The sequence below is a fragment of the Desulfosporosinus youngiae DSM 17734 genome (assembly GCF_000244895.1).
GTDB classification, from domain to species: Bacteria; Bacillota; Desulfitobacteriia; order Desulfitobacteriales; family Desulfitobacteriaceae; genus Desulfosporosinus; species Desulfosporosinus youngiae.
Genome location: NZ_CM001441.1, coordinates 2,493,624 through 2,519,855, shown reverse-complemented (window position 1 = coordinate 2,519,855; position 26,232 = coordinate 2,493,624). Strand labels below are relative to the sequence as shown.

Sequence of the window (26,232 nt, the reverse complement as noted above, 5' to 3'; positions counted from 1 at the left end):
TTTGACTTGAAGGTTTTCCTCACATTAAATATAATGGTGTGTAACCATCAACTTAATATTGGGTAATAGTTTTACTTTTCTGATGGTCTCGTTGCTTATACCTACATATGTATTTGCCCTACGCGAATTGAATATCATATTTATTAATGAAAGTGGGCAAGAGTACTTTTATGAATGAATTACACCTCTATTCTCTTGAAGGTCTCTTTTATGAGTTTAGCCAACCGGATCTAAACAGCTTACGACTGGAACCACTCGACAACGCCGTCCCTGATAGTTTACGCCGTGCAAACGGCCTATTCTGGGCTCAACACTTAAAAGCCGCATCCATTCACAATTTGTTGAATATTTTGGCAAATAAGCATCATAATCTGCCGGTAGATATTGTTCAATATGCTGCCATCCTAGAAAAACCGCAGTTGTTTGTCGAAAGGTGTCAGCTGGCAATTCATCAGATTGTGAATCAGGCAACGGACGTGCGCGATTATTTTGGCGCTCTTGAAACCCTTTCGATTCTCTGCAAAATGTATTCTGAATTGATCTATTTTCCGCATACCCTGACTATTTCGGACGGATTCGCTTTAAATCAAACATCCTCCCAGGAAATGCTGGCAAACTGTATGATACCATCCCAGAATCCCTATCTGAAGTTTTTGGAAGAAGAAGTATTCCCGGTAATTCTGTCCAATAATCCAGATTTAGTTTGGTTGCATGGACGTATCACAATGTCAACCATGGCCATGGCTGTTTACATCAAAAAAAATAAGCCGACTGCTCACATTTCGGTCGTAAATCATTCTTCAGAATATTATTCCCTGAATAAAATAACCTCCCATCTTATGGGGAATCAAACTTTGTTTTCCATCATCGACAGCATTGTTCTGGAGGAAACGAATCCAACCATGGTAAAACTCCGTCAAGCGTTAGCAAAGGGACAGTCTTTAGAATTTATTAAGAATCTAATATTTGTTGACCATAATTCAGGGCATATCCATCAAAATCCATATTCCAGCTTGTCTTCAGTAACATTTGACGATTATTTAAATACCCGCCCCCGCTCTCTTCCAAACAATGCCACTCACATTGACCCCTATGAGATATTGTCCGCAAAGCTTTTTCCCGAGATAATATGTCCATGGCGCCAATGTACATTTTGCGGTATTAATTCAAAATACCATGTCGAAGGAAATCACCGCTTTGAAGTCAATATTGACGAAAAACTTGACAAGATAGAACACCTTCTGCAAGAAGGGCGGAAGTACTTTTGGTTTATCGATGAGGCTATTCCACCGTCACTTCTTGCCGAGTTTGCCAAAGGCTTACTCCGCCGGAAAATTAATATTTTCTGGCAGGTCCGTTCTCGTTTCGATGGGGATTTCAATCTTGAATTATGTGAATTGTTGTATGCCTCCGGGCTGCGCGAAATACGTTTCGGGCTAGAGTCTGCATCTTCTTCCGTACTTCGCAGCATGAACAAATTCTCAGCCGGCTTTGAACTGGATACTGTGGAGCATATCGTAGCTATTTTTCACTCTGCGGGGATATCCGTGCATTGTCCCCTCATCATAGGCTTCCCGGGGGAAACACCACTACAGCGTAAAGAGACTTACCATTTCCTGACCCATCTTAAACGGAAGTATCAGAACTTCACCTTCAATATTAACATTCTCGAAATGGATGTATCCTCCAATCTTTATCTTCATTTTGAAGAATTCGAAATTACCGCCTTGAAATTACCCTGCTCCTCTCGCTATTTTCTGGGCAATTCGGTAGAGGCCTGGGGAATGCAAGAAGGGTGGTTTGATAAATCTGCTTTGTTAAAAGAGCAAAATAACGTTATGCGAGGGCTGATGTATCCATGGATGCCCCCTGATGCCATTATTCCTGTAAATATTTTTTATCGGCTTAGTGAAACCATACGGGCAACCCTAATCTGGAAGACAAACTCAACAGACAGCCCTTTAATTAAAAACTTTGACATACAAATAAAGCTGTATATTCCTAAGTGGGTTACGAGCTTTTTATTCCGTGGAATTCACCTTTTGTTTCATTTATGCTATTATATTAGTATTCAGGTCTCTCCTGCCTTAGCGGAATTATTATCAGCATTTAATGTACCTCAACAGGCAGATTTGGCAATTCGAAATTTTTTAAGACAAAATAAGCTTAACGAGCAATATTTCCCGAAGCTAACGGAACTTGTCCGTATGCTTTATATGAACGGGTTTTTAGTATCTGATGAAAGCGAGTGTACCAAATGAAGTTTGAACATTATTTACCGGGCAATGAAAGCTGCAACTTACAAAAAGATTTGTTTTGGGTTCGCACGAAATTACCTCTTCAGACGACTTCAGCGTTTACTCCATATGATAACCGGGAGCAACTTTCACCGATTTCACCTTTAAGAGGGTCTGCCATTGGTGGCGGCGGTGGTGGTGGCGGTGGCGGTCGTCCTTAAAATACCTAATAATTTATTCAACTATGTTTTATAAGCCGGTCAATAAATCATGATTTATTGACCGGCTTTATTGTTTTCGAAATCTACAACAGACTCGGAAATATACTTATTATACAGTTCAACGATATATTCTGATTTCCCCAGTTCTCCAATAAAATAATCAGGACGTCCTGCCTTAAAGGCGGAAATGATATTACTGAGCATGATATTTGCTCGAGTGTTATATATTGGTGCATCTATTTCACCAACTACCTGTTCCACATAAATTTTATACTGCGATGCAAAATAAGGCCTGAATCTCTTCAATGAATGGGTAAGTCTACCAAAAACTAACTCTGCATAGGCCTGCAAATGCCTTGACTCTATGTCATTTGATAAAGTTTCTCTGTCTCTTGACGAGGCTTGCCGGCGGCCCACTGGAACTGCATAAATATGCAGCATGCCGGGACAGCCTACGCTGCCTATCATCAGCAAACTGCCTCCGCGCCAGTTTTCGTCATCAGGAAACGAAATAGCCACTCCCTCCTGTCCCACCAAAAAAGTAACGCCTTGCTTTCCTTCAGGCGGCAGATTATTTCCCTTTTCCTCTTGTAGTGGGCCTACCGTCCGGCAGATTATTTCTGACAATAGCCTGTGTGAAATAATTGGACATTCTACAAAAAAATGATTCTGCCCTGCCGCTAAACTAATCCTATTTATCCAGTCCTCATCTTCCCCCCGGTTTCCGGCTAATCCATTTAAAAACCCGGGGAATAGCCATACTTTCTCAGAGGGTATGTGATAACTTAAATTTTGTTCCTGTAGATATTCCATAAGCATCTTGATATTGTTTATAGAATAATCCATGGTCGAATCAGAATCTATGATATTTTCCCACACACCAACCACAGAGTCTTCTATTCTGCCGTTATTTAACTCCGCGCATTTGATGATTCTGTATATTCCGTTCTCAAACCAAAAGGTATGATATATGAATCCCGGCTTTATATCAGTATCCGTATCATCCGGTATAAATAATCTGCTGTTGCCTGAAAGAGTTGTCCGCAAGAATCCCCAACCAGCCCTTTCGTCCATTCCATAAAGCTTACATATATCCAGATAGTTTTTATAGGACATTACAGTGCGTGATTCAAGCACATCCTCAACATGACGCATTGCATTCTGCCAAGGGCGGGGAATCTTTTGCGTATAATATCCCAATTCGGAGACTTCTTCCGCCAAAGTTTTGCCTAAATTTTCGATAGTACCTGAAATATCCGGGCCATCCTCCTCTTGATCCGGATCCTCTTCCGTTTCTAAGAGAATTACTTTTTCCACTATTTTTAAAAATATTGACGTTTTCAACAATGGCAGACTAAGGCTCGCTCTATTTTTGGGCGCGTAATTAAGAACGTATATAATGGTCGAATTGGGGGAATAGGCCTCTACCAACTTAGACCAATACTGAGCACGCTGAAATAATAAATCAGTTTTACGCGCGTCCAGAACAATCACATATACACTTGTCTGGGGCAGGAACAACGGATGGACCAGTTGCATTGCAGCATAGCCGCTCAACTCAATAATATGGATGTCAGCATTATTGCTAATATAGGCTTCTCCGTTGCTCTTTTTAAAAGGAGCGGCCATTTCCCAAAACAGGCTCTTTTCCTTAATGAAATGTAAGCCATAAGCTTTATTGATTTCATCCTCATCAATATCCAGCAACCGTTCAATAATATTTGTTTTTCCTACACCGACGTCCCCCAGGAAAATAACGTTACCCCGATGGAGTGGCATTTTGTCAGAAGCTCCATAATAGGCCTGCAAAAATTCGGGATCATTCAGGGTTAGGTAACGCACATCCATATCGGCAATCCGCAATCCACCCACATAAACTTCACATCTATCTTGACTATCTTGATCATCATAATCCCTATCTGATTTAAATTTATCATAAAACTTGACCTTTTCTCTCGTTGCAAGTTCTTGGGGAAAAGTGTCCAGTTTGAGTTGAGTCAGCCCCAAATATTTTAGATTAGTGAGTTTAGTTATCCACTCCCGCAGCTTGGTAATCTTTGTATTCCCAATATCCAAATATTTCAGGGTCTTGATGCAGACCATCTCTTCAGGTAGTTCTTTGATTGCCGTTAGAGAGATATCCAGCGTTTCAAGATGCTCCAAAGCCCCGACGCCTTTCAGCTCTTCTATATTACAACTTCTCATATGAAACTGTTTTAATGATGCTGGGATATAGCATCCCGGTACATTCTTAATCACAGTATTGGACATATTCAAGGTTTCAAGCTTAGGGAATGAAATTTTTGGTAGAGAAGATATTTTGCTGGAGCTGAGATTAAGAGACTTCAGGTTAGATAGTACCTTTTTTATACCTTGCTGTTCATCTGAATTTGTATTTTCATCGAAAAAACGTTCAAATCTACTGGAAGATACGTCTAAATGCTCCAGTTTTATTAAATCCTTAAAGCCTGAAGGCAATCTTTGAAACGGCACATGATTGATGTTTAGAGTAGTCAATTTTTTCAACTGGGAAAGATTGATCCTGTCTACCAGATTCGGATCATTGCTAATAGCGTCAAGGATCAAGGTTTCTAAACTTGTCATCTTCACCAAAGTTTTAAAGAACTCAGGCCCCAGTTCAATTCGGCTCACTACCAGTTTTTCCAAATTAGGTAATTTGGCCAAAACAGGGATTGCCTTCCTCTCTAGTTCGCTAACTCCGCTAATCTCTAATTCCATTATTCCGGCGTTTTTTCTAAATCCTGTGATTAACTTAAACCAACTGGCACTAATCCGTTGTATATCTTTAATGGCAATGGAGGAAAGTCCGGGAAGCCGGCTCAATTCCTTAAAACCCGATGCAGAAGGCTGTTGTTGGTTTAGACCGATTATTGTTAATTTTTTTATGCTATTTAGTGCAGCAATTTGCTTAAACACCTTGTTATCAACCTGGAACTTTTCAATTGTTAAATCCCATATGGATTGTTCGTATTCTTTGAGTTCGTCCAGTAGTGATTTATTTCTCAGCTCAATAATCTGTAGTCGTCGATCCTTAGGATAGAAGTATGCCGCCCCAGCTTTTCCCACTCTTAAACCATCCAGTATTTCCTGCGTAAGCTCACTGCCCATAGTCACTTCCTCCAAGGTTTATTTGTTGTTGTCTGAAACTTTGTTCCATACCCATAATGCGCACTTGATTCAGCCATTGATACACTTGAGAAGACTTGAACACTAACTGTCCTCGGTCGTCCCTGGCGTTTTCCAAGGCACAGGCCATCAAGGCATATTCATTCTCCAGATCCGTATCAAAAACACCCTGATCATCGGTATTGATGGAGACAAATATTTGAGCGCATTTTTCATTGTTTCTCAAGCCTGCATCATTCAACTCTAAAATCGGATGCTTATCATATCGTTTATAAGTACTTATCAGATAATTAGAGGAAGGGTTAGTTTCAATCGCAATCCCCAGTCGGGCAATCTCCTTCTGCATCTCGGCCTGGATGGATATTACCGCACTCATGTAGTCCTCAGTCACATCAAACTCATCAATTTTATTCCCGTCTGTTTTTACCCCCCAATTGTAATGGTAGTAATGCATCAATTGTCTTGCCCTGGGATTACTCTCCCGAACCAGCCGACAATAAGGCGAGGTATGCAAATTTTCCGCCCTATTGTCTTTCAACATCGATTGAGTTGCATCACCCTCGAAACCATGTAAGTAATATTCCGGACGATCCCCCCGCAAAAGCCACGCCTCAAAATATGTGTCAATGGAAATTTCCCGCTCAGATCCGGGAATATTTTTATAGTAAATGTGATTCATCTGCCGGTGATACATCTCAACCAATTGACTTCGGATGCTCTGATTACCGATATCATAGCTTTCCAGTTGTTTATACATCCATACACAATTGTCCAAGATGTCCTGACGCGGCAGATATAGTTTTTTATTTTTAAACCGGTACCACTCAGTTACACCAATTCCCAAGGCTAAAGCATGTCCTAAGCGATCACCGTGCCGCAGCTCAAGAAAACGAACAGCCTCATCAATTGCCCTCAGCCCATCGGCAATATCCAGAAAGTCTTCTCCCACATGAAAGGTTATACGTAAAACCGGCAAAGATCTATTCGAACGGGGAAACCCGTCCCTTTGACAGGCCGCCGCACGCGCATATCTGAACTCCGGAGCAAACACTTCCGGCCGGCAGCCAATTTCCTGGTTGCAGGCATCTATCCCGTAAACCCTGCGCACCATTGGGTCATTGCGTTGAAACAACTCTACAATGCTTCGGATCTGAGGCTGCACCTTATAAGATCGGAAATAATAGTGGCGGCATTTCATGATCTCCATCATCATGTCCTTCTTACACCGTTCGTCCCCTTCTTTAACTAAGTGCAATACAAAATAAGCCCGTTCATCATAGACCGAATCACCGGCAGGTTTCCCGGCAGCTAAAATACGCTTGATATACCTTTCGCCCTTTGATTCACTTGCTGCAACCGGGATACATTTTTGGTAGTTTGTCAATGACTTATGCAATTGGGCAGGAGATTCCTTTGGCGTAATCCGAACCTCTAAGTTCTTGACCGATTTGTTTTCTAAGGCTGACGAAAAAGCCAGACGCACTAATGCTTCAGCATATTCCGGGTACTTTTCCAGAAAAATTTCCTTCCGATCCTGGTAGAGCATAAAATTATGGAACCCCACAGCGTGATTGCATTGAACCAGTTCTCCTCTCATACGGATGAAAACCAGCAAATACGTATAAAACCAATCCAAATAAGGTTTGATCTCCCCATCTTTGTCATAAATAGCCCGGAACATCAGATATAGAAAGCGGTGTTCACCTGCAATCGGTGCATACGCATCGTCGGATTCAGCATTTTTCACAGTATCAGTTATATAATCCAAGGATCCCAAGTTGAGCATGCGTTCAACATCTATTCTGCGCTGTAAATCTGCCACCGGAGGCAATAGCCCTTTTGGGTTCGTCCATCGACTTATATTTGTTTTTTCCTCATCAATACTTTTACTTCCGATTCCCCTTAAGCGCCTCCAAAGGAATAACCGTATTTCCGCAGCCAAACAAACGAAATCATGTAATTCCAGAGCTTCATCTCCTGAAGGCACCGGATAAAAAAGCCGCTTCATTTTTTCATTTTTGAAACCCTCTTTGTTATTCCTTTTGTCAATATGGTTCATCAGACAAACCCACGACAGCAAAAAGGCCGGAGCCGAACCCTTTAAATGGAAATGGTTTTCCGCGATTCCTTGAGTTAACATATTGCGCAAGCGGAGATTATCGGTTTTAGCGTAGGGACTGAAGGCAAAATTGTTCCTTTGAAAGCGATTTTGCAGGTCCTGGTCGGCAAGATAGGCACAAATAAACACCGATTGGCCGATCTGATGGACTGCATTACGCCAATGTACCATCTTATCGTGGGCACAACAAGCGGATGCACCGTCCATACGCAGTGCGCTGTTGGCAACTAACCGGATCAGAGAATAGATCCCGCACTTTCCCCAGCGCAGTTCTTTCACCTCATTGGCCAGACGGCTATAAATGTTGTCCGCTTCGTTTTCGGAGTATTGTCTGAATTCATTCAAGAAGGCGACTCTAAAACTTTGACGATCACACAGACTTAAATAGCTCGGTTGTCTGGAATGACCTGTCTCCGTCAACCGGGAATTATTCATGACTTCACAAATCGACATGCGCCGCAACAATATTGAGAGCCCATAAGCAAAAGTTTGTTCCATTCCCTCACTCCCGACCTTGCAATAACCAATCAAAGGGGCGTTTTTCGTCTGTGTTCTCATTGTACATTTTGACATGCTCGAGACTTAAAATACATTTCAGGTATTGAGTAAGTTCTTTCTTCCTTTTGCCGATCATCTCATCCGGTACACTATTAAACAATGCCGTTCTTTCGAGTATCTTGCCATAGGCATTCATTACAGCCCGGGAGAAATTAAAATACCCTTTGAGTTTTCCTATAGTTCCTACAGAGGACCTTTCAATGATATATTTTTCGCTTATCATTGTGGCGGCAAGAGCATCCAATATCTCGACGCTCTCAAAATGCAAGATGCCGGCAAACAGCTTGCTGCGAAGACTTTTATAGCAAGTTATCAGTTCACTTTTTTTATCTGCGGCTTGACCGGCAGGTATGGTTACCTGCCACAACATACGGCTAATCGTTTTTTCCGGATCCAGCAGATTATGGACGAAAGCCATCCAGTTAAACGAGACATATAAAGGACTTCCTTCTTTATTTTCTTTATTTTTATCAATATCAAGCGGCTGAAGCCGCATTTTGAGATAGGGTTCGTTTAGCGTATGCATATGCAGGTCTCTGGATTTGATTCTGCCAAATGTCGTCACAAAAAAGCTCAGCCATACTGCCTGGGCAAGACTCATTGCTCCGGTCTCAAGATTATCCGATTTATTTACTTCCGCATCAAGCAACGATTTAATAGTCCTGCTTCCTTCTTCCACTACTAAAGTTACGTTAGATGCATCAATGTTTATCATTGTGCTTTCAAGACCATCATATGTAAGCTTTTGCGCAGGATTATATATAAGACCGTTCAAGAGATTGGCCATCTGCCTGTAATAGTCATCCTTAATTTTTTTTGTCCCTTCTGTCTTTTCTGATTTATCAAGCATCATAATATTGCGACGTTGACGTTTCATGCGAATCGAATATAAAAGCTTAATTGCTGCCGTAAAGTGGCGGATCCCTTCACTGGAGTCGTACATCTGCATCACATGCAATAAATAGAGTACATCTCCAAGACTGATATTCTCCTGCAGAGTTCCAGTTTCAATGATGCGCAAGGCAGACTGGTCATTGCCAAACAATCCGCAATATTCCGGCCCTTTATGACGTGAAGTAAGGCGTATATTTTTTGAAATACCATACTTATCCAAGCTTCTTGCCAGATATCCATTGATACCCTCATTGGGATGTCTGGCAAAGCTCCTGATGATATTTGCCATCTCCCGCGGAACAGAATTTGAAGTCACACTGTCAAGCAGCCAAACTTCCAGCGCATCCAAATTATCAAGCCATATTTTACTATCAGAGATTTTATTGTTATCTTCAATCAAGACGGGAAGGTTTTCGAAAAAATCAATTGACTGGTGCAGAGCCCTTAAATTAAGGGGTATAATGGGGTGCGCGCCATTTTCATTTTTGACCAGGACAATTTCCGTCCTGGTATAGATCAGTTCGAAAAAATAGTCTACCAGCTTCCGTTTGCCTGCCAATGACTTATACTTTCCTTTAGTCGTCTTTGTAATAATCGGTATGTTTCCCAAGGTTTGCATTTCAAGCTTAGGCAGCATGATGCGGCGTTGGGCAGGAATTAACTTTTGGATATATTTCATTGCCATTTCGGCAGGGTGAGCATCAAGTAATTCCTTCTTCTCGTTATGCAGTTCTTTAAACAAGGTGATAAATTTCTGTTCAAGGGCATCAGAAAGCTGTTCCAGTTTTACAGCAACCGGAATAACCACATTGGAAAGCATAAGAAAACTTCGAATTTCTTCCACCATTTCATAACCATGTTCAATATTTGTATCCAAATCGTCAATCGGGATAAATAAAAATGAATACTTGGCTCTTTCGGGACCTGCAATGATTTGGAGATATATATCCACCAATTCTTTAATACTGTCCCGGAGCCGTGTAGTTTTCGCCAGCATACTTAAATGTTCTAAATCATCGGAATTCTCTTTTAAGGTTTCCTTTAAGGACAGATAGCGTACCCGGATTGCCTGATGTACTTTTTCACAAGCTTCTATAGCCTTTCGGATAATATTATCATCAAGATCGTTTCCACCTTCACGAACACATTTTTGAACATAGTCTTGAACTTCCCGGAAAATCTTTGATACTATTGCGCCAATAATTGTTTCATCTTCCGATAGCCTGGACGGATCTATGACCGGAAGTGTATAAAAATAGTAATGCATTTCTTTCTCTGAATACCGGGCAATTTTCAGGTTTCCTGTCACCAAGAATTTGACAAAGGAGACCATTGCGGTACTTTTACCGGTACCTCGATCTCCTACAAAGGCAATTATTGTGTTAAGCTTATCGGAGATTACTCTGCTTTCGTCCCAACTGTTGGCATTTTCCCTCCAACGTGCATTAGAACCTGAACATGCTTCAGAACAAGTATGGTCGGAAGAATCCCTATCTTTCACGATCATTCTCAGACACTTCAGGGCATCTTTATACGCATTCTTAAACAAGGACTCTTCATAATTTTTATAGTCTTCTGCCGTAACCCCATACGAATTTGCTGTCGAAAAATCAATACAGTCCATAATTATCTACCTCATTTTAAAGCTAAATATTGTAAATTATTATAACATAATTTTCTAAATCTAAGGTATATTCTCATAATATTTTATGTCTTATAAGCTCAACATGTCGGGTTTTGAAAGGCGGCAGCATCATTCATCTTGATGATGTCGGTGGTGCGATCGCCTTTCAAATACTCCTGATTTGTTAGATATAGTAGTATCGTTCTGCTATGAAAATGCCTTGGAAGAAATATCTAGTCCTATCTTGATGAATAGCAATGGATATTATTTCAATTTTAAGATTATTTAATCGATTATAATATTGAAATTAATAAAGACGAGGCGGAAAGGCTTTCCGCCAATATTCACGCTTCCACTCCGGACAATGTTAAAGCGGCCATGGGAAATAAACTGGGCGCTGATTTTTCTTCGGTTCGTTTTCATACCGACGCCGGTTCCGCCGCAAAGGCTGACGCCATGGTCGCCCACACCTATACGGCAGGAAATGACGTCTACTTTGGCTCCGGCGGCTTCGAGGCTTCCGCCGCCGCCCACGAACTGGTACATACCGTGCAGCAGGGTGCCGTGGACGGCGTTGGCGTGAGTGTGTATAAAGACGCCAAGAAGGCCCACGAACAGCGGCACTTTGGCCGAGCAGCTGATTAAAGGTTCAGGCCTGAAGAAAACGAAAGACGGCAACTACAGTGAGACGGCTGTCGGACGCAAGCTTTATTCCAGAGACGGCAAGGATCTTGACGAGATGCATCAAGAACGCGAGCTGGCGCTTGGCTCCGGCATTCAAGCCACGCTGCGCAAACAACGGGAAGCAGAAAAAGCGAAAGCAGCCAAAAAGGCTGCCGCGGCTGCTCAGAGAACTGCGGCAACGCCGGGGCCGGCAGCACAGACAACACCGGCACCGGTGCCCGCGACTCCGACGCCGCTAAAAGTGCAGCAGGACGCCGTCAAACAAAAGTTGGAAGAAGAGGCAAAAAGAACGCCGCTAAAAAAGGAGCCTAGAACTAATATAATTATTGAATCAATATAATTTTCGAACCAGAATTAAGCGGAGAGAAGGCGCAAATGTGACTGGCCATGAATTAGTAAGTCCGTATACGGAAGCCTTGGATGCCGAAATGAAGAAGGCTCGGTTATGATACCTTCCGGCGCGCGGATGAAAACGGAATTGAATATGTCTGCTTTCTTTTGCCCGTCAACGATAGCGATGAAGAAGTATTCACCGAGTTAAGCGTTTTCGGGATGACTGAGTATTCTTTCTGCATGCAATTATATTCCACTGTGACCGGTAAGTTCGGGAAGAGATCAACTCCCGGTTACCGGACATCCTGGACTACATCAGCGCGGATATGGAAGACACAGACGACGCATCCGATGGCACATAGAACGGCCTAAAAAGACTTCTGCATAATATTTAATAAAATGGAAGTGATCAAGAGCCGCGTGAAACAATATACACGCGGCTCTTATGTCTTATAAAGAGGAACTGATTGGCCGGATTCCTGGATCACGCCGGACTGTTCAAAAATAATCAGGTATTGAATCTATCGAACAGTTCAAAAGTTCATTCCAGCTAACATCATTACAATATACCATGCAGACGCTTTTTTCGTATCTTTGAAGATGCGGAGGCAATATTTTAAACTTAAATTGTTTATAGAATTCAGGATTTATATCCGAAAATAAAAAAATGAAGGAGCCTTCTTCTTTTTGTAAGCAGTTTTTTAACAGTTCCGTGGCATAACCTTGACCGGCGTAAATTTTTGGTGTTAATACAGAGCCAATACCATATGCTTTTTTTCCAGCAATATCCTTCAGTTTTAACATTATCAGAGAGCTGACAATTTCGTTACCGACATCCAGGACATACCTTGTCCCATACGCATCTTCCTTGGCATTATCGCTGCAATATTGTTCAAAGGTCCTATGTTTGCTCCACTCCTTGTACCCTTCACTGAAAATAAAATTTATCTCCTGAGGCAGCGCCTGTCTGAAAATCATCTTAATAATCCCCTTTTTGGCATAGTTTTCCTGCCGCTGCGGCGTAGACTATCGAAATAGTCTTTACAACTCCAGACTATTCTAGTAGTATATACTCATACTATTAGAATAGTCTGGAGGTTTTTAGTTTGGCATCTCTAAAGCTTTTTGACAGCGAACTCAAGATCATGGACATTGTGTGGGATAAGGAGCCGGTATCGGCCAAAGAAATTTCTCTTATCGCTGCTGAAACAATCGGCTGGAATAAGAATACAACCTATACGATTATTAAAAAACTGATGGAGAAAAATGCCCTTCAACGGACTGAACCGAATTTTATCTGTACTTCCCTTATCCAAAAAGCAGAGGTACGAAAGGCTGAAACCCAAAGCCTTATCGACAAGTTATATAACGGCTCTAAAAAAGCCTTTTTCGCCTCCTTCATAGAAAATGACCTTACTGAGGATGAGCTGGAGATGTTGAAAAAACTGGTAGAAAAGAGGTAGGCCATGCTCTCTGAACTGTTTTATTGGGTACTTAACATGAGTATCCTCGGCAGTGTTGCCGGATTGCTTGTTTTGTTACTGAGCAAGCTTAAAATTCTGCCAAGTTTTGCAGTCTATGTCCTATGGCTTCTTCCTCTGATCAGGTTCTGGCTGCCTTTTGGAATTGCTAATCAATACAGCTTGCTAAACTTAATTTCTAAATTCACCACCAAAACAGTGCTTATCCGCCAGGAACTGCCTCAGATCACAGCCACCAATAGTATCATGGCTGCCAAAAACTATTTCCCTCTCGAATACAAAACCGACCTGCTTAAAAACGTGCTTAATGTGGCTTCGCTGATTTGGATTATCGTTTCCTGTGCTGTCATGCTAATCTTGGCGCTGCTCTACTTCTTTAGCAAATCAGAGTTGAAGACGGCGCAGCTTATAAGCGGCAATATTTATCAATCGGATAAAATTACCGCTCCGGCTGTCTATGGTATTATTCAGCCCAAAATCATTGTCCCTGCCCAAATAGCTGCCGGGGATCTGGACTATATCCTGCTCCATGAACAGGTGCATATTGCACGCCGGGACAATCTATTTCGGGCCATAGCCTTGCTGACAGCCTGCGTTCATTGGTTCAATCCCCTATCCTGGGTATTCTTAAAGTACTTTTTTGCCGATATGGAGCTGGCCTGCGATGCCAAGGTTATCAAAAATCTCAATGAACGGCAGACCAAGGAGTATGCCCGCGCCCTACTCACCTGCGCTTCCGGCAAAGCTTTCTTCGCATCGCCATTTGGCGGGACCCAAACGAAGCTGCGCATTGAAACGATCTTATCCTATAAAAAGCTTACGCTCTTTTCTTCACTCTGCTTTGCTGCCTTGGTAATCTCTATTGCTGTCATCATAATCACCAACGCCACTGTTTAGGAGGTGCTGCTTTGAAACGTGTTTTCTTAATCATGCTGATTTTTTTCTTGCTGCTGACAGGTTGTACACCGATCAGCAACAACAGGCTTAAGGTAGACAATGTTACTATAGGCTATGGCTTTTCCAGTTATGCAATGTTTGGAGCAGATCAAAGGATCGTCGATAACTTGCTTAGTCACTTCAACTCTCTCAGCTTTGAAAGAACCTCTCAGCAAATGGATCCGGCAACTGCCTTTCATGTCTATTTTTCCTATAAGGGGAAGGGGGTTAAAAGCTTCTGGGTTGATAAGTACGGAGTGTTTTGGCTTGACGGTAAGACAGAATGCTTCAAGGTCTCTTCCGGGGGCTTAAACTATCAATACCTAAAAGCTGTGTATGAAGATAGCCAAAACATCTCAGCCAGGCAAGCCGTTCAAGGCCGTGTCAGGGGTGAACATTTATGAGCTATAAAAAATTCTATTTCCTTTCCCTGTTTATCCTTTTATTGGCCTCTGTTTACCCCCTATACATGGGGGTTGTAACCCTAGGCAATTATTTAGAACATGGTTTTATCAATGCAGCGGATTATCAGAAATATATTATTCCTTACACCCCTATATGTATTGCCTTAATTGCTTCCGCCGCACTCATGCCGCTGATTTTTAAGCTGTGCAAAAGCTACACTCTGCCGGTGGTTTCAATTTTGGGAATTCTATTATTCCTGGTTTTTGAATTTGGTTTTGAACAAATCAAAGTAATTGAAGGCTATGTGGAAATGCCCCTTGAATCCTGGCAATTAAGCTTGTGCATGGCAACCCCGGAGGTTCTCCGCTCGGTCGGCCAACCTATCTATGCAGCGAATAATCCAGCTTTTAAATTTCACTTTTACCTTATTGCTATTGTCATGATACTGGCAGCGCTGAATGTAATCCATGGTTTTGGAAAAATGATCCGAGAACGGAACTTTTCCAGAAAGCGTCCGCTGATTGCTCAAGGGGTTTCTGCTCTGTTGTTGATTAGTCTTTGTATTTTCGCCTGTTTTACCGCTTTTTACAGAAACGGCACCCTCCATATTCCCTCTTTATCTGCCCTGCTAATGGCTGGATTCTTTACAGTGTTCGGCATTACCGCCGGCATTTATACCGGCTCGCTGTTTTATGGAAGAAGCCCGCTGTTCGCCAAGACCATACCTGCTTTATCTGCTTCCTTGACAACATTCCTCATGTATGTGGGGGAACTGGTACTGATGGATGGGGTTCTCTTTATCTACGGCCAGGGGTTCTTCTTTGCATCCTTAGAGATAATTCCCTTATCCCCTGCCGACCTTCTGGTTATTCTGGGCTCCGGTGTTATTACCTATATCCTTATGCATACGCTAATTCAATATAGTAAAGAATAATGGAGGCTTTCGCATCAACACGCGAAGCCTCCTTTTACTTATAACTTTTATGTTTGACATCAATCCCTCGCTGCTGCCTATTAAACTTCTTCAAGAAATTCAACCTGAATCTTACCTTCCAGCAGGTCTTCAAACTTTTGGGCTGCTTCCTTAAAATAAGCTGAACTCCCATGGGCTTTGAAGGCTTCTTTATCCTTGTACTTTTCAAAGAAGACGATTTTAGTTGGGTCATTCTTTACCACATGGGGTATGTACATCAAACAGTCCTTTTCCTTAGAAAGAACTTCCTTGGCCAATTGAGTACAAATTTCGGTCACTTCCACCTCTTTGCCATGTTTTACTTTTAAGGTTGCCAGTAACGTCAACAATTCCAACCAACTCCTTTATTTTTGTACTCGGAACGCTGTGTAATCACCTTCGGTCAAAGTCATTGATTATGGTTATATCTTTAATAACTATATTCAACGCATAATCAATTTCTCCTTTAAGCGATTACTTCGATCATTGGCAAAGGTTCCATCGGCCTTTTGAAAATAGGCAACTGTACAGGCAAAAATTCAGGTACGCCAAAGTCTTAAGGTCAGACAACGAAGACTTCCTCCTCCGGCTAATAAGGCATCGGGGTGAAATTCAATAATCTGTACCCCCCGTTGTTTTAAGGTCTCTTTAGTCTGACGGTTAAGTGCCAGATCATAGTGAATAAGGACCTTAGGTTCTAAGACAACAAAGCTGCAGCCCCAATTTTGTTGCTCTTCATTATCTATTTCCACAAGTTCCATATTTCGCTTTCCTAAAAATGTCCTTAGGTCAATTTCAAGCCGCTTCTGTCTGGTAATTAAATAGGTTCTAAGAAATGCTGGGGGAAAATACAGGGCCAAGTCTTCACTAATTCTGTTGAAAATCATATCCGCATGCATAAACCTTCGTGCCTGCGGTACCTCAACATAAATCACTTCTTCGAAAATATCCAGGGCTTTGGTAAAGAATTTCTCAATTGTACTGGGCTTATGCCGTTCAGTATCCACGATAATTAAGGTATCAGGGGACAAAACTAAGCAGCCTTCAAACTGCTCATGGGTTTCAAATTCATGAAAGATAGGTATGCCGATAGCTTGGAGAACCTCCTTAACAACCTGCTCCTCCCCCGCCCTGGTACCCGGACACATTTCAGATAAAATAGCCCCTTTACTCGTGACGACGGCTGTGTCGTGCAGATATGGCAAATTCGGGAGTTTGGCAAGTAAGTCCTTTGTGTGGTGTACAAAGTCTCTGACAAAGAGCACCTCTACTCCGTGTGCTTGCAACAACTGAGCATATTTTTTATGCTCAATTAAGTATTGATCTACCTTCGGAACATAATTAAATAAGTGATACTTGTAGTTTGATTGATTAATGGTTGCCAGCGATTCAACAGGGTCATGAAGTAAGACCTTTCTTAATCTTCCCAGTTTCTCAATTCCGTAGCTTGGTTGTATCCTGCTCATTTTTCACACCCTATTTCAACGTTTTTGTTGACATTATTATTTGTTTCCGGCATTAATCACATACCTATATAACAGGACACTGAAAAAATCCAGACCCAAAAGTACTAACCTTATTATTAAGAGCGCCAGTCAGTTTATCTATCTGAGCGGCGCTCTTGCAGCCAATTATCTAACCGTATCTAAATCCGATTAAAACAGGATACACTAATCCCAAGCCTAATTATCTGAAAATTTTGTTAAAATTTTCTTTACTTATACTATATTCTAGTTTATAATTATTACAACATTAACATTATTATCTTAGCATCTATTTATTTTAGTTTCTCTCGTATAACAAACCATTTTATGCCGAATCCGGTAGACTTAATAATTTACAGTGTCAACCATACAAATATTAGAGGAGGGGATTTTATGACATCCTATTTTGAAGCTGTAAAAACACTCTTTAGGGATCGGAAAGTGGCCTTTTTAGTGATCATCTTCACTGCAGCCAGAGTAATTTATGGATGGTCGTGGGTAGAATCTGCTTCCCACAAGTTAGGTTGGTTTTCTGATGGCAAACTTAATTCAGCCGGGAGAATTGAAAGTCTCATTACTAATATAGCAGGTCCAAATGTATCTAATTTTGATCCTCTTTACATTAACAAAGGATTTTCTTGGGTTGCACAAACTATTTTTCTGGGCACTCCAGGATTGACAGATACCTTAGTCGTCATTATTGAACTATTAGTGGGCCTATCAATGCTGCTGGGGTTCCGGATAGTCTGGTTTGCTCTTCTGGCAATGTTTATGAATGTGCAGTTCCTGGCCAGTGGATCATTTAATAATTTTGGCTATATTTGGACTAACCTGGCATTTTTGAAATTCGCTCAATATGCTGAGCTTCTGGGAGTAGGCGGCTTCCTGAAATATAAACAAAATCCTTCTCACTGTCTTGTACCCTCTTCTATTCCCGACGGGAGGAACTAGTTCCCAAACAAGAGATCGGACAATTTGACGCCCCTGCATCGGGGCGTCACTTATTACAAAGGGTCCATATCTGCCTTTTTCCTCAGATACACTCATCTCCACCATTACTCTATAACTTCTGCATGTCATTGGTTTACTTTCTCCGCATCAGGTTTATTTCGGCTTAGATTCAGGAATCTGAATAGGTATCTCAAATTTGTTTCCGTGCTCATCTTGATAAATAATCTTCGTCAATTTCTGTTCGCTTGGATCAACCTGCATAGGCGCAAGGCTGGCTTTAAAGATACCGGGTTCAATAGTTCTGCCATCCTTTTTGGCCATCAGCTGCAGGCCGCGCAGGTTTTGAATATACCAACTATCAAACGAAAGCTGTTGGGCACTATATACCTTGCCGCTGCTGCCAACTGTCCCTACGACTCTGCCTTTAGGAATAAACACTTGATCGTTTCCCTGAATATTCTCTAAGGTAAGGGAAACCGCGTAGTATTTGTCAGGTTTAGTTTCATCATAGGGATTATACCCCCACCCTCCGTTAGAAGTGCTTAAGGGCCACACTTCGCTGACAGTTAAAGTCCAGCCATCATCCCGTATCAATTTGTCAGGTTCAATTCGCACCGCCTGTGGATTATATTCAGGAGGAACATAGGTCTCATACCAGGGAACTACGTTGGTGTCATTAAATACCTGGCCCGCTTGATTAACATATAATCTGGTCTTATCGGTTAAAACAAATTCCCAGGAGGGTTGGAGGATAGAATAAGGTGTCAGCATACTTGGTTCGTTATAGGACGGCAATAGACTATAATCTGATGGGAATGGACTGGATTCATTCAGTACACTATGAAAAATAAGCCTGGGCGACGGAGGTTTTTCAATTCCTTTTTCTTGTTTAAGAATTTTCATTGCCTCATCAGCATCAATCTCCAATAGCTTTTCACGCGGCGAAAAGGTAACTCCATTAATCATTTCAACACGTTCATTGACAACAGGACATACAACACTGGCTCCGACAAACCTTTCTCCCTGGAGATAGGGAACAATATAATAATCGTCTAAAAAGGCTCCGTCATAGGATTTAACAAAGATCGGTTTGACGGGCAGGTATCCTTCCGCTTGTTGCTTCTTTTCAGCCACTCCATCTTTATCAGGTGCCCGGTCAAGGCCGCCAAGCATCCAGCCATAGGTACTGCTGGCAATATCTTTCTCTGTAGAATAGTCATATCCGCCTTGATAGTTCGTTCTGGCATATTCCACTAGGTCCTGATTAAGCTGGATCGGTTCCAAAGAGTTAGCTGAAACAACCGGGCTGTAACTCTGGTCAACCTCAGAGACATCAGCCGTCGTTGCTTTGGCGTTGGTCATTGTTGCAATTGACAAAGCAACGACAACTCCAACAGCTAAGACCGCCCACCTTAAAGGTATTTTTCCATAGTCTTTTATCATCCGGATTCTCCTCCTTATTTGTGAGCTTGTACCCGACAAATTTGCTAAGCTAACAATTCCCGGGAGTTTCATGTTCTTCTCTGCCAGCTTAATGAGTGTGTAGGCGTACTCCTTAACTGAAGCGCCCCCAATATGTTCAAGGGTTATCGCATCACATGCGATTTCCTGGTCTTCCCGCAGTTTATAAAATGCGTACCAAAGTATTGGATTAAACCAATGGATAATAAGCAATCCCTGGGCCAACCAATTCACTGCTATATCTTTTCGCTTTAAATGTAATAATTCGTGCACAAAAACATACTTAATTTGCTCCTGGTTAAACTCTTCCGAAAAACCTGTTGGTATCAACACCTTCGGACAGAACAGTCCATAAAGTAATGGACTGGTTATTGCCCCGGTTTGAACCAAAGAGACCTTAGCCTTAATATGCAGTTTGGTTTTAACCTCTGCAAAGGCCCCCAGCAGCTTTTCATCAAGCACAGCCCGATCTTGTATACTATGCTTAAATCGTCTGTTGACCAATCCAGTCGCCGCAATAAAAACCATAATCCCTATAAGCCATACAAAGCAAAACAGTTTATGGATAAACATGGGGGCGGCAATTATATCAGGTGATTTATTCTTATTAGCTAATGTATTCGTTGTATCCGCGTTCTGAAATCCGGCAGTCTGATCTGACCGGTAGTCCGTTTCTTCAGAAAATAATCCGTCATTCTTTGCGCCAGGATGTGAAAACACTTCTGTATTTTTAGGCAAAGAACTGGTTCGCGGCATCTCTAAATTAGAAAGGTTGTAGAGACTAAATGAACTTTGAGGTGCCCAAGGCAACAGAAGACTGACCAACACAATCGACCATAATAAATAATGTACCCGCCCGCTGATTTTATGCTTAAGCACAAATTTCACTAATAACAAGAGGACAATTAATAGGCTTGCCTTTGCCGAAGTCTGCCAGACCCAATCAAAAAGACGCAGATAATCGATGTGTCCTGAGGGCAAGGTTACCCCTTCCTTTCCTCAATGATCCGTTTTAGTTCTTCAATTTCGTCTTGAGAAAGTTTTTCCTCCTTAAGAAAAGCCACCAACATAGGTTGAAGGGTTCCGCCAAACATCCGTTTCACAAAGGAATTGGTCTCTGACTTAATGCACTCAGCCTGATCGACCAAGGGATAGTAACGATATTGCCGGCCTTCTTCCTTATATCCCAAAGCCTTTTTCTTGACCAGCCTATTGATTAAGGTTTTAATCGTATTTGGCTTCCAATCTGCTACGCCGGTTAAAGCATCCACAATCTCGTTTGCTGTACAGGGGGAAGACTTTAGCCAGACTATCTTCATTACTTCCCACTCCGCCTCAGATATCTTCGGTATTTCAGACATATTGTTCTCCTTTATGTAAATATGATTACGTTTGTAATTATTATTACAGATGTAATAGTATTTGTCAAACAAAAACCAGCTCTGAAAAAGGATCTTAAATAACAAAAGCAAATCGTATATTAGTTTATAATCTCTCCAAACTAATATACGATTGAATATTACCACAATAACAATTATAATCGGGAATCATACATCTTAACTCCGCAAAGACTAAAGCATAACCCTTTAAAGAAAACTTGGCTGGCGCTAAGCCGCAGGCGCGGCGGCAGCCTTAGTTGCACTTATGCTTGGACGAAGACACTGTCTTCGCACGGGTTAAACCTTCTTGCAGTATAATAACGTAAGTTTTATACTTTCTGACAGTACAAGAAAGGACGTGATCAATTTGACTCATTGGCGTAGCGGTACACAACCACTCTTTTATCCTTTGAATCCCAAAGACCCGCGTAATCTGGCCCAAAAAACTAAAGATTTGCCCTCACTGCCTAAAGTTTATCAAGATTTCTACAGGGAAGTAACCCGTTTCCTTCCTCTCCAACGGGTCTTTATCGACCCCTTTTTCACCTTAGGCTATGGCATTGATGCCAGCTTTTATCGCTTAATCCCGAAGGTCGTGGTTAAAGTCGTCAATAATGAAGAAATGTCGGCGATTTTAAAAATTGCGCAAACTCTACATACACCGGTTACCTTCCGCTGTGCCGGGACCAGTTTATCGGGGCAGGCTTTGACGGATTCTGTCCTGCTGGTGGTCCAGGGAGCATGGCGGCACTATGAGGTTCATGAAGACGGCAAGGCCATCTCCCTGGAACCAGGTATCCTGGGCGTCGAGGCCAACCGCTACTTAAGATCTTACCGCCGCAAAATCGGACCGGACCCGGCCTCCATTGATCACTGCATGATTGGGGGGATCGCAGCCAACAATGCCAGTGGTATGTGCTGCGGTACTGCCGATAACAGCTATAAAACTGTGCAAGATATGCAAATTATTTTCGATGACGGAACCCTGCTTGACACAGCAAATCCTGCCTCTTGCCGTGATTTTTTGCAAAGCAAGCCGGATCTTATCCGCCAAGTCGAGCTGATTCGGGACGAGCTTAAGGCCGATCCGGAGCTTACCGCACTGATCAAAAAGAAGTATAAAATCAAGAATACGACAGGCTATAGTATCAATGCCTTTGTGGACTTTGAGGATCCCCTTGAAATTATCAAGCATGTCCTGATCGGTTCGGAAGGGACTTTAGGGTTTATCTCGCGGATCACCTATAAAACGGTCATTGAACACGACCATAAAGCCTCGGCCTTAATCATTTATCCTGATATGGACCATGCCTGCCGCGCCGTTATGAAGCTTAACCGGGATTTAGTATCCGCTGCGGAAATGATGGACCGGGTTTCCCTTAAGACCATGGAAGACGAGCCCGGGATGCCCGCTTATCTAAAAACTCTCTCAGAAACAGCAACAGCACTCCTGGTGGAGGTCAGGGCCGAAAACCGGGAGCTTCTGGAACAACGGATTCAAGATGTTAAATTACAGCTGGAGAGCGTACCGACGGTTTTACCCATCGATTTTACCTCCGTAAAATCCGAGTATGAAACTTACTGGAAAATTCGCAAAGGAATTTTTCCGGCCGTGGGCGGAATCCGGGAACAAGGGACTGCCGTGATTATCGAAGATGTGGCCTTTCCCTTGGAACGATTAGCAGAGGCCACCATCGATCTGCGCTCCATCCTTAATAAATTCGGTTACCACGATGCTATTATCTATGGACATGCTTTAGATGGAAACTGGCACTTTATCTTTACCCAGAAGTTTGAGACCGAGGAAGAAATCAATCAGTATTCGGGACTGATGAAGGAAGTTAATGAACTGGTTGTTAAGAAATACAATGGTTCACTGAAAGCTGAACATGGAACCGGACGGAATATGGCTCCCTTCGTCGAACTGGAATGGGGAAGTAAAGCCTATCAGCTGATGAGACGGATTAAATCCGCCTTTGATCCCCATGGTCTGTTAAATCCCGGGGTTATTATCAATGACAACAAAAATGTTTATCTTGAAGACTTAAAAATGATGCCCCAGTCTCATGAAACTATCGACCGGTGTACCAACTGCGGCTTCTGCCAGGATATTTGTCCTTCCAAAAATCTGACCACAACCCCACGGATGCGGATTATTCTGCAGCGGGAAATTTCCTACCTAAAAAGAACGGGCAAAGATCTGCAGCGGTTAATGCGCTTGCTAAAAGATTATGACTATGCAGGAAATGCCACCTGTGCTACGGATGGACTCTGTGCCAAAGCCTGTCCCCTCTCCATTAATACCGGCGACAATTCCAAATATCTGCGTTCCCGGGCCATTACTCCCACCACTAACTTCCTTGCCCAACGTCTGGCCAAAAATATGAATGGGGTAACGACCTTTATGCGCTTTGGACTGGGGGCAGTGAATGCTGCTCATTCAGTCCTGGGTACCCGGGTGATGGATAAACTTGCTTCTAAGGCCCACCGGGTAACGAAGAACCAGATTCCCCTCTGGAACCCCTGGATGCCTGGCCGGGGGTCTGCTCCCCGGGCGAGATCCGGTTCCGCAGCGGGACCTTTGGCTTCGGAGAAAGCCCCTTCCCCAGGGACAGAACCCTTGAAGGTGGTCTATTTCCCCAGTTGTATCAGCCGCTCTATGGGACCTGCTCGTCAGGACAAGGATCAAAGGCCTCTCCATGAAGTGATGCTGTCCATCTTAGCCAAAGCCGGCTATGAAGTCATCGTCCCGCCGAACATGTCTAACTTATGTTGCGGTATGCCCTGGGAAAGTAAAGGCTTCTTTCAGATAGCCGATGAGAAAAGTGACGAACTGGAAAAGGTGCTCCTCAAGGCCAGCGACTATGGCAAATATCCTATCCTCTGCGATACCAGCCCTTGTCTCTATCGCATGAGGCGGGCCTTTAAGTCCGGAGTTAAGCTTTATGAACCCGTGGAGTTCACCCACGATTTCTTGATGGAACGTTTAAAGTTCAGACAGGTTCCGGAAACGGTGGCTGTGCACGTGACCTGCAGTTCCGTTAAGATGCAGATCAGCGATAAGTTTAAAGCTCTGGCCGAATCCTGTGCGGAAAAGGTGATTATGCCTGATGATGTCCACTGCTGCGGCTTTGCCGGGGATCGGGGCTTTTCCTTCCCTGAGCTAAATCATTCCGCCTTGGCCGGACTCAAACCCTCCCTCCCCAAGGAGTGCACTTCAGGTTATTCCAACAGCAGAACCTGTGAGATCGGACTTTCCCTCCACAGCGGAATCAGCTATCAGTCGCTGATGTATCTGGTGGATCGTGCTTCATCGGCGCTGCCGCTTTAGTAATAGCATTAGCCCGGAGACAAAATCTCCGGGCTAATGTACTTTTGACAGGATAAACAGCGCCGTGTTGCTCCAAGCGTTGCACGGCCACAAAAAGGGCTCTATGACTGTCATTAATGCTTGCCAAGATGTATTCTTTGGAGTTGATATTTCATGCTTCTCTCTATATAATAGTTTCCAAATAATGAAGAAAACACAATGATTAGCCAATAATTTGAAGCTAAATTTCTTCAGGAGGGGGAAACATTGAAGAAAGCCCTAGTGGTTGACGATACCAAATCAAATAGGCTATTTTTATCTAAATGCTTGGAATCTGAAGGCTATCTGGTCAAAAGCGCCGGAAACGGCAAACAGGCCATGGACCTACTGAAAGCTGAGAACTATCATATCATATTTTTAGATATAAAAATGCCTTATATGAGTGGGACAGAAGTCTTTAAATGGCTAACGCAACAGGGTATTAAGGCCCCCGTTGTCATAACTACAGCATATGCCACTGTAAAAAATGCAGTGGAATGTACTCAAATGGGTGCCGTCGCTTATCTTCAGAAGCCCTTCACCTTAGCTAGGTTTAGGGAACTAGTGCTTGAAATCGAGCAAAAAATATCCGGCAGCACGGTGAAAACAAACTTTATTCCTGACCCTGTTATTGAAAATCAAGAGGATTTTCAAGTCGTCAAAAGAGATTTGGAATGCGATAATCCAGCGGCAGCTTTAATATATCTGAAACAAGCACTTTCTGAGGATCCTGCGAACCCGGAAATATATCGATTATTAAGCGAGGCCTATTATTCAATCGGAAATAAAGACTACGCGGAAAAATTTATGCAAGCCTCTGAAGTTTTTAAGGTAAGGGATTTGATCTAAAAATGACTTATTTAATAAATGACAACCCTGAAACCCAATTTGCACCTGCTGCCCGTTTAGCTGATGACCTAATCTTGGGACAAGCAGAACAAATAAAACAACAAGCTTTGATTCCTGACCTCTTTAATATCCTTCCTTATATTATCCTTGTTTTGAACAAAGAACGACAAATCATCTATTCAAACCATGTTTTATTTGAGACCTTGGGAATTACATCACAAGAGAATCTAATAGGTCTGCGCCCCGGAGAGATCTTAAACTGTGTTCATTCTCACGAGACCCCAGGGGGCTGTGGAACCACGGAATGCTGCAGTGTTTGTGGAGCTGTCCTGGCAATCCTGGAATCACAGCAGACGAAAGCCCCTGTCGCCAAAGAATGCCTTCTTTCTGCAGGAAGCGCCGGCGATACAAAAAGCTTTGAACTGTCGGTTTATGCTGCTCCTGCCGGAGTTATCAATGGCGAGTATACACTCCTCATCGTCAGAGATATCAGCGAAGAGAAAAGACGACAGGTGTTCGAACAGGTATTCTTTCACGACCTGCTGAATACGTCGGGGGCTGTCAAAGGGTTTGTTCAGATAATGAAAGAATCACCAAACTTGAACGAAGTTCAGGAATTATCGACTCACGCCACTGAAGCCGTTGATATTCTCATTGATGAAATCAATAGTCAAAGAGATCTGATAGCCGCTGAAAATGGAGAACTCAAACTGAATCTGTCAAGTTTTTCGGCAAAAGGTTTGGTTGCCAAGCTGGTTGAGTTTTATCAAAACTATGACACAGCGCTTTGTCCCATAGAGATCGCCTGCTCTGAAGATGTCATCCTGGAAAGTGATATTATTTTGGTAAGACGTATTGTTAACAATATGTTAAAAAACGCCATTGAAGCTTCCGATGAGGATACCGATACGGTAACCATAGCAGTTGAAAAAAAGGACGACTATGTTGAATTCAGCGTGACTAATCCCCAAGCCATACCGCGAGAGGTTCAACTGCAAATTTTCAAACGCTCCTATTCCAACAAAGGTAGCGGGCGTGGAATCGGAACCTACAGCATGAAACTTCTCGGGGAAAAATATTTGCAAGGCTATGTTTATTTCTCTTCAAATCAAGGAACGACCTTTGTTTTTGGGGTACCCATCCGCAAACAATGAACTTAGATTGGATA

20 protein-coding genes are annotated in these 26,232 nt (G+C 42.6%); 12 read left to right on the top strand and 8 right to left on the bottom strand.

All coding sequences use genetic code 11. From position 1 onward, the window contains the following. The first annotated feature begins 170 nt into the window (after window positions 1-170). Window positions 171-2,261, top strand: a complete 2,091-nt coding sequence (locus DESYODRAFT_RS11655; RefSeq protein ID WP_007783214.1) for a B12-binding domain-containing radical SAM protein — start codon at window positions 171-173, stop codon at window positions 2,259-2,261. Further along, complete coding sequence (locus DESYODRAFT_RS28170) at window positions 2,258-2,458, top strand: hypothetical protein (protein WP_007783212.1); 201 nt, start codon at window positions 2,258-2,260, stop codon at window positions 2,456-2,458. The genes DESYODRAFT_RS11655 and DESYODRAFT_RS28170 overlap by 4 nt, the downstream gene beginning before the upstream one ends. Window positions 2,459-2,512: 54 nt before the next feature. On the opposite strand, the gene DESYODRAFT_RS11650 is transcribed toward DESYODRAFT_RS28170, so the two are convergent. Genes DESYODRAFT_RS11650 through DESYODRAFT_RS11640 form a run of 3 tightly spaced genes read right to left on the bottom strand, consistent with a single transcriptional unit; the run spans window position 2,513 to window position 10,800 of the window. Next, complete coding sequence (locus tag DESYODRAFT_RS11650; protein ID WP_007783210.1) at window positions 2,513-5,587, bottom strand: leucine-rich repeat domain-containing protein; 3,075 nt, start codon at window positions 5,585-5,587, stop codon at window positions 2,513-2,515. Beyond that, a complete protein-coding gene (locus DESYODRAFT_RS11645) occupies window positions 5,577-8,222 on the bottom strand; it encodes an adenosine deaminase (protein ID WP_007783208.1) in 2,646 nt (881 codons plus the stop codon). The genes DESYODRAFT_RS11650 and DESYODRAFT_RS11645 overlap by 11 nt, the downstream gene beginning before the upstream one ends. Window positions 8,223-8,226: 4 nt before the next feature. Continuing rightward, window positions 8,227-10,800, bottom strand: coding sequence for a hypothetical protein (locus tag DESYODRAFT_RS11640; RefSeq protein ID WP_007783207.1), 2,574 nt, complete (start codon window positions 10,798-10,800; stop codon window positions 8,227-8,229). Window positions 10,801-11,178: 378 nt separating this feature from the next. Here DESYODRAFT_RS11640 and DESYODRAFT_RS29960 point away from each other — a divergent pair, with 378 nt between their 5' ends. Both DESYODRAFT_RS29960 and DESYODRAFT_RS11630 read left to right on the top strand, forming a co-directional pair. Further along, entirely contained in the window at window positions 11,179-11,445 is a 267-nt protein-coding gene (locus DESYODRAFT_RS29960) for an eCIS core domain-containing protein (RefSeq protein WP_052315260.1), read from the top strand. Then, the gene (locus tag DESYODRAFT_RS11630; RefSeq protein ID WP_157137168.1) at window positions 11,384-11,824 is read left to right on the top strand and encodes a hypothetical protein; all 441 of its coding nucleotides are present in this window, start codon (window positions 11,384-11,386) and stop codon (window positions 11,822-11,824) included. The genes DESYODRAFT_RS29960 and DESYODRAFT_RS11630 overlap by 62 nt, the downstream gene beginning before the upstream one ends. Window positions 11,825-12,315: 491 nt before the next feature. Here DESYODRAFT_RS11630 and DESYODRAFT_RS11625 read toward each other — a convergent pair whose 3' ends face one another. Next, on the bottom strand, window positions 12,316-12,795 hold the full coding sequence (locus DESYODRAFT_RS11625; RefSeq protein WP_007783204.1) for a GNAT family N-acetyltransferase: 480 nt from the start codon (window positions 12,793-12,795) through the stop codon (window positions 12,316-12,318). Window positions 12,796-12,923: 128 nt separating this feature from the next. Here DESYODRAFT_RS11625 and DESYODRAFT_RS11620 point away from each other — a divergent pair, with 128 nt between their 5' ends. The 4 genes from DESYODRAFT_RS11620 to DESYODRAFT_RS11605 are packed head-to-tail and all read left to right on the top strand — an operon-like array spanning window position 12,924 to window position 15,573. After that, complete coding sequence (locus tag DESYODRAFT_RS11620; RefSeq protein WP_007783202.1) at window positions 12,924-13,280, top strand: BlaI/MecI/CopY family transcriptional regulator; 357 nt, start codon at window positions 12,924-12,926, stop codon at window positions 13,278-13,280. A 3-nt stretch (window positions 13,281-13,283) separates the two neighbouring features. Further along, window positions 13,284-14,195: a M56 family metallopeptidase gene (locus DESYODRAFT_RS11615; RefSeq protein WP_007783201.1), complete on the top strand. Its 912-nt coding sequence runs from the start codon at window positions 13,284-13,286 to the stop codon at window positions 14,193-14,195. An 11-nt stretch (window positions 14,196-14,206) separates the two neighbouring features. After that, window positions 14,207-14,638 carry a hypothetical protein gene (locus tag DESYODRAFT_RS11610; protein WP_007783200.1) on the top strand — a complete coding sequence of 144 codons (432 nt, stop codon included), beginning with the start codon at window positions 14,207-14,209 and terminating at the stop codon, window positions 14,636-14,638. Next, window positions 14,635-15,573, top strand: coding sequence for a hypothetical protein (locus tag DESYODRAFT_RS11605; RefSeq protein WP_007783199.1), 939 nt, complete (start codon window positions 14,635-14,637; stop codon window positions 15,571-15,573). Before DESYODRAFT_RS11610 ends, DESYODRAFT_RS11605 begins: the two co-directional genes overlap by 4 nt. 80 nt (window positions 15,574-15,653) lie before the next feature. Here DESYODRAFT_RS11605 and DESYODRAFT_RS11600 read toward each other — a convergent pair whose 3' ends face one another. Together DESYODRAFT_RS11600 and DESYODRAFT_RS11595 are read right to left on the bottom strand one after the other, a co-directional pair. Then, the gene (locus DESYODRAFT_RS11600) at window positions 15,654-15,941 is read right to left on the bottom strand and encodes a putative quinol monooxygenase (RefSeq protein ID WP_007783198.1); all 288 of its coding nucleotides are present in this window, start codon (window positions 15,939-15,941) and stop codon (window positions 15,654-15,656) included. A gap of 189 nt (window positions 15,942-16,130) precedes the next feature. Then, the gene (locus DESYODRAFT_RS11595; protein WP_007783197.1) at window positions 16,131-17,057 is read right to left on the bottom strand and encodes a dimethylarginine dimethylaminohydrolase family protein; all 927 of its coding nucleotides are present in this window, start codon (window positions 17,055-17,057) and stop codon (window positions 16,131-16,133) included. Between the two features lie 411 nt (window positions 17,058-17,468). Between DESYODRAFT_RS11595 and DESYODRAFT_RS11590 the strand changes: the two genes are divergently transcribed. Continuing rightward, window positions 17,469-18,026 carry a hypothetical protein gene (locus DESYODRAFT_RS11590; protein WP_007783196.1) on the top strand — a complete coding sequence of 186 codons (558 nt, stop codon included), beginning with the start codon at window positions 17,469-17,471 and terminating at the stop codon, window positions 18,024-18,026. Window positions 18,027-18,179: 153 nt separating this feature from the next. Here DESYODRAFT_RS11590 and DESYODRAFT_RS11585 read toward each other — a convergent pair whose 3' ends face one another. Beyond that, window positions 18,180-20,468, bottom strand: a complete 2,289-nt coding sequence (locus tag DESYODRAFT_RS11585; protein WP_007783194.1) for a M56 family metallopeptidase — start codon at window positions 20,466-20,468, stop codon at window positions 18,180-18,182. Between the two features lie 2 nt (window positions 20,469-20,470). Then, complete coding sequence (locus tag DESYODRAFT_RS11580) at window positions 20,471-20,848, bottom strand: BlaI/MecI/CopY family transcriptional regulator (RefSeq protein ID WP_007783192.1); 378 nt, start codon at window positions 20,846-20,848, stop codon at window positions 20,471-20,473. Between the two features lie 385 nt (window positions 20,849-21,233). Here DESYODRAFT_RS11580 and DESYODRAFT_RS11575 point away from each other — a divergent pair, with 385 nt between their 5' ends. The 3 genes from DESYODRAFT_RS11575 (at window position 21,234) to DESYODRAFT_RS11565 (ending at window position 26,218) form a co-directional block, all read left to right on the top strand. After that, window positions 21,234-24,197 carry an FAD-binding and (Fe-S)-binding domain-containing protein gene (locus tag DESYODRAFT_RS11575; protein ID WP_007783190.1) on the top strand — a complete coding sequence of 988 codons (2,964 nt, stop codon included), beginning with the start codon at window positions 21,234-21,236 and terminating at the stop codon, window positions 24,195-24,197. Between the two features lie 246 nt (window positions 24,198-24,443). Beyond that, window positions 24,444-25,064, top strand: a complete 621-nt coding sequence (locus tag DESYODRAFT_RS11570) for a response regulator (RefSeq protein ID WP_007783188.1) — start codon at window positions 24,444-24,446, stop codon at window positions 25,062-25,064. 2 nt (window positions 25,065-25,066) lie between these two features. Continuing rightward, window positions 25,067-26,218 (top strand): sensor histidine kinase, encoded by a 1,152-nt coding sequence (locus tag DESYODRAFT_RS11565; RefSeq protein ID WP_007783186.1) that lies wholly within the window; start codon window positions 25,067-25,069, stop codon window positions 26,216-26,218. Window positions 26,219-26,232: the final 14 nt, after the last annotated feature.

Excerpts from the sequence above, each read along its gene's own strand:
- DESYODRAFT_RS11655 (WP_007783214.1), top strand. The coding sequence starts at position 171 with ATGAATGAATTACACCTCTATTCTCTTGAAGGTCTCTTTTATGAGTTT.
- DESYODRAFT_RS28170 (WP_007783212.1), top strand. The coding sequence starts at position 2,258 with ATGAAGTTTGAACATTATTTACCGGGCAATGAAAGCTGCAACTTACAA.
- DESYODRAFT_RS11650 (WP_007783210.1), bottom strand. The coding sequence starts at position 5,587 with ATGGGCAGTGAGCTTACGCAGGAAATACTGGATGGTTTAAGAGTGGGA.
- DESYODRAFT_RS11645 (WP_007783208.1), bottom strand. The coding sequence starts at position 8,222 with ATGGAACAAACTTTTGCTTATGGGCTCTCAATATTGTTGCGGCGCATG.
- DESYODRAFT_RS11640 (WP_007783207.1), bottom strand. The coding sequence starts at position 10,800 with ATGGACTGTATTGATTTTTCGACAGCAAATTCGTATGGGGTTACGGCA.
- DESYODRAFT_RS29960 (WP_052315260.1), top strand. The coding sequence starts at position 11,179 with ATGGGAAATAAACTGGGCGCTGATTTTTCTTCGGTTCGTTTTCATACC.
- DESYODRAFT_RS11625 (WP_007783204.1), bottom strand. The coding sequence starts at position 12,795 with ATGATTTTCAGACAGGCGCTGCCTCAGGAGATAAATTTTATTTTCAGT.
- DESYODRAFT_RS11615 (WP_007783201.1), top strand. The coding sequence starts at position 13,284 with ATGCTCTCTGAACTGTTTTATTGGGTACTTAACATGAGTATCCTCGGC.
- DESYODRAFT_RS11605 (WP_007783199.1), top strand. The coding sequence starts at position 14,635 with ATGAGCTATAAAAAATTCTATTTCCTTTCCCTGTTTATCCTTTTATTG.
- DESYODRAFT_RS11595 (WP_007783197.1), bottom strand. The coding sequence starts at position 17,057 with ATGAGCAGGATACAACCAAGCTACGGAATTGAGAAACTGGGAAGATTA.
- DESYODRAFT_RS11590 (WP_007783196.1), top strand. The coding sequence starts at position 17,469 with ATGACATCCTATTTTGAAGCTGTAAAAACACTCTTTAGGGATCGGAAA.
- DESYODRAFT_RS11580 (WP_007783192.1), bottom strand. The coding sequence starts at position 20,848 with ATGTCTGAAATACCGAAGATATCTGAGGCGGAGTGGGAAGTAATGAAG.
- DESYODRAFT_RS11565 (WP_007783186.1), top strand. The coding sequence starts at position 25,067 with ATGACTTATTTAATAAATGACAACCCTGAAACCCAATTTGCACCTGCT.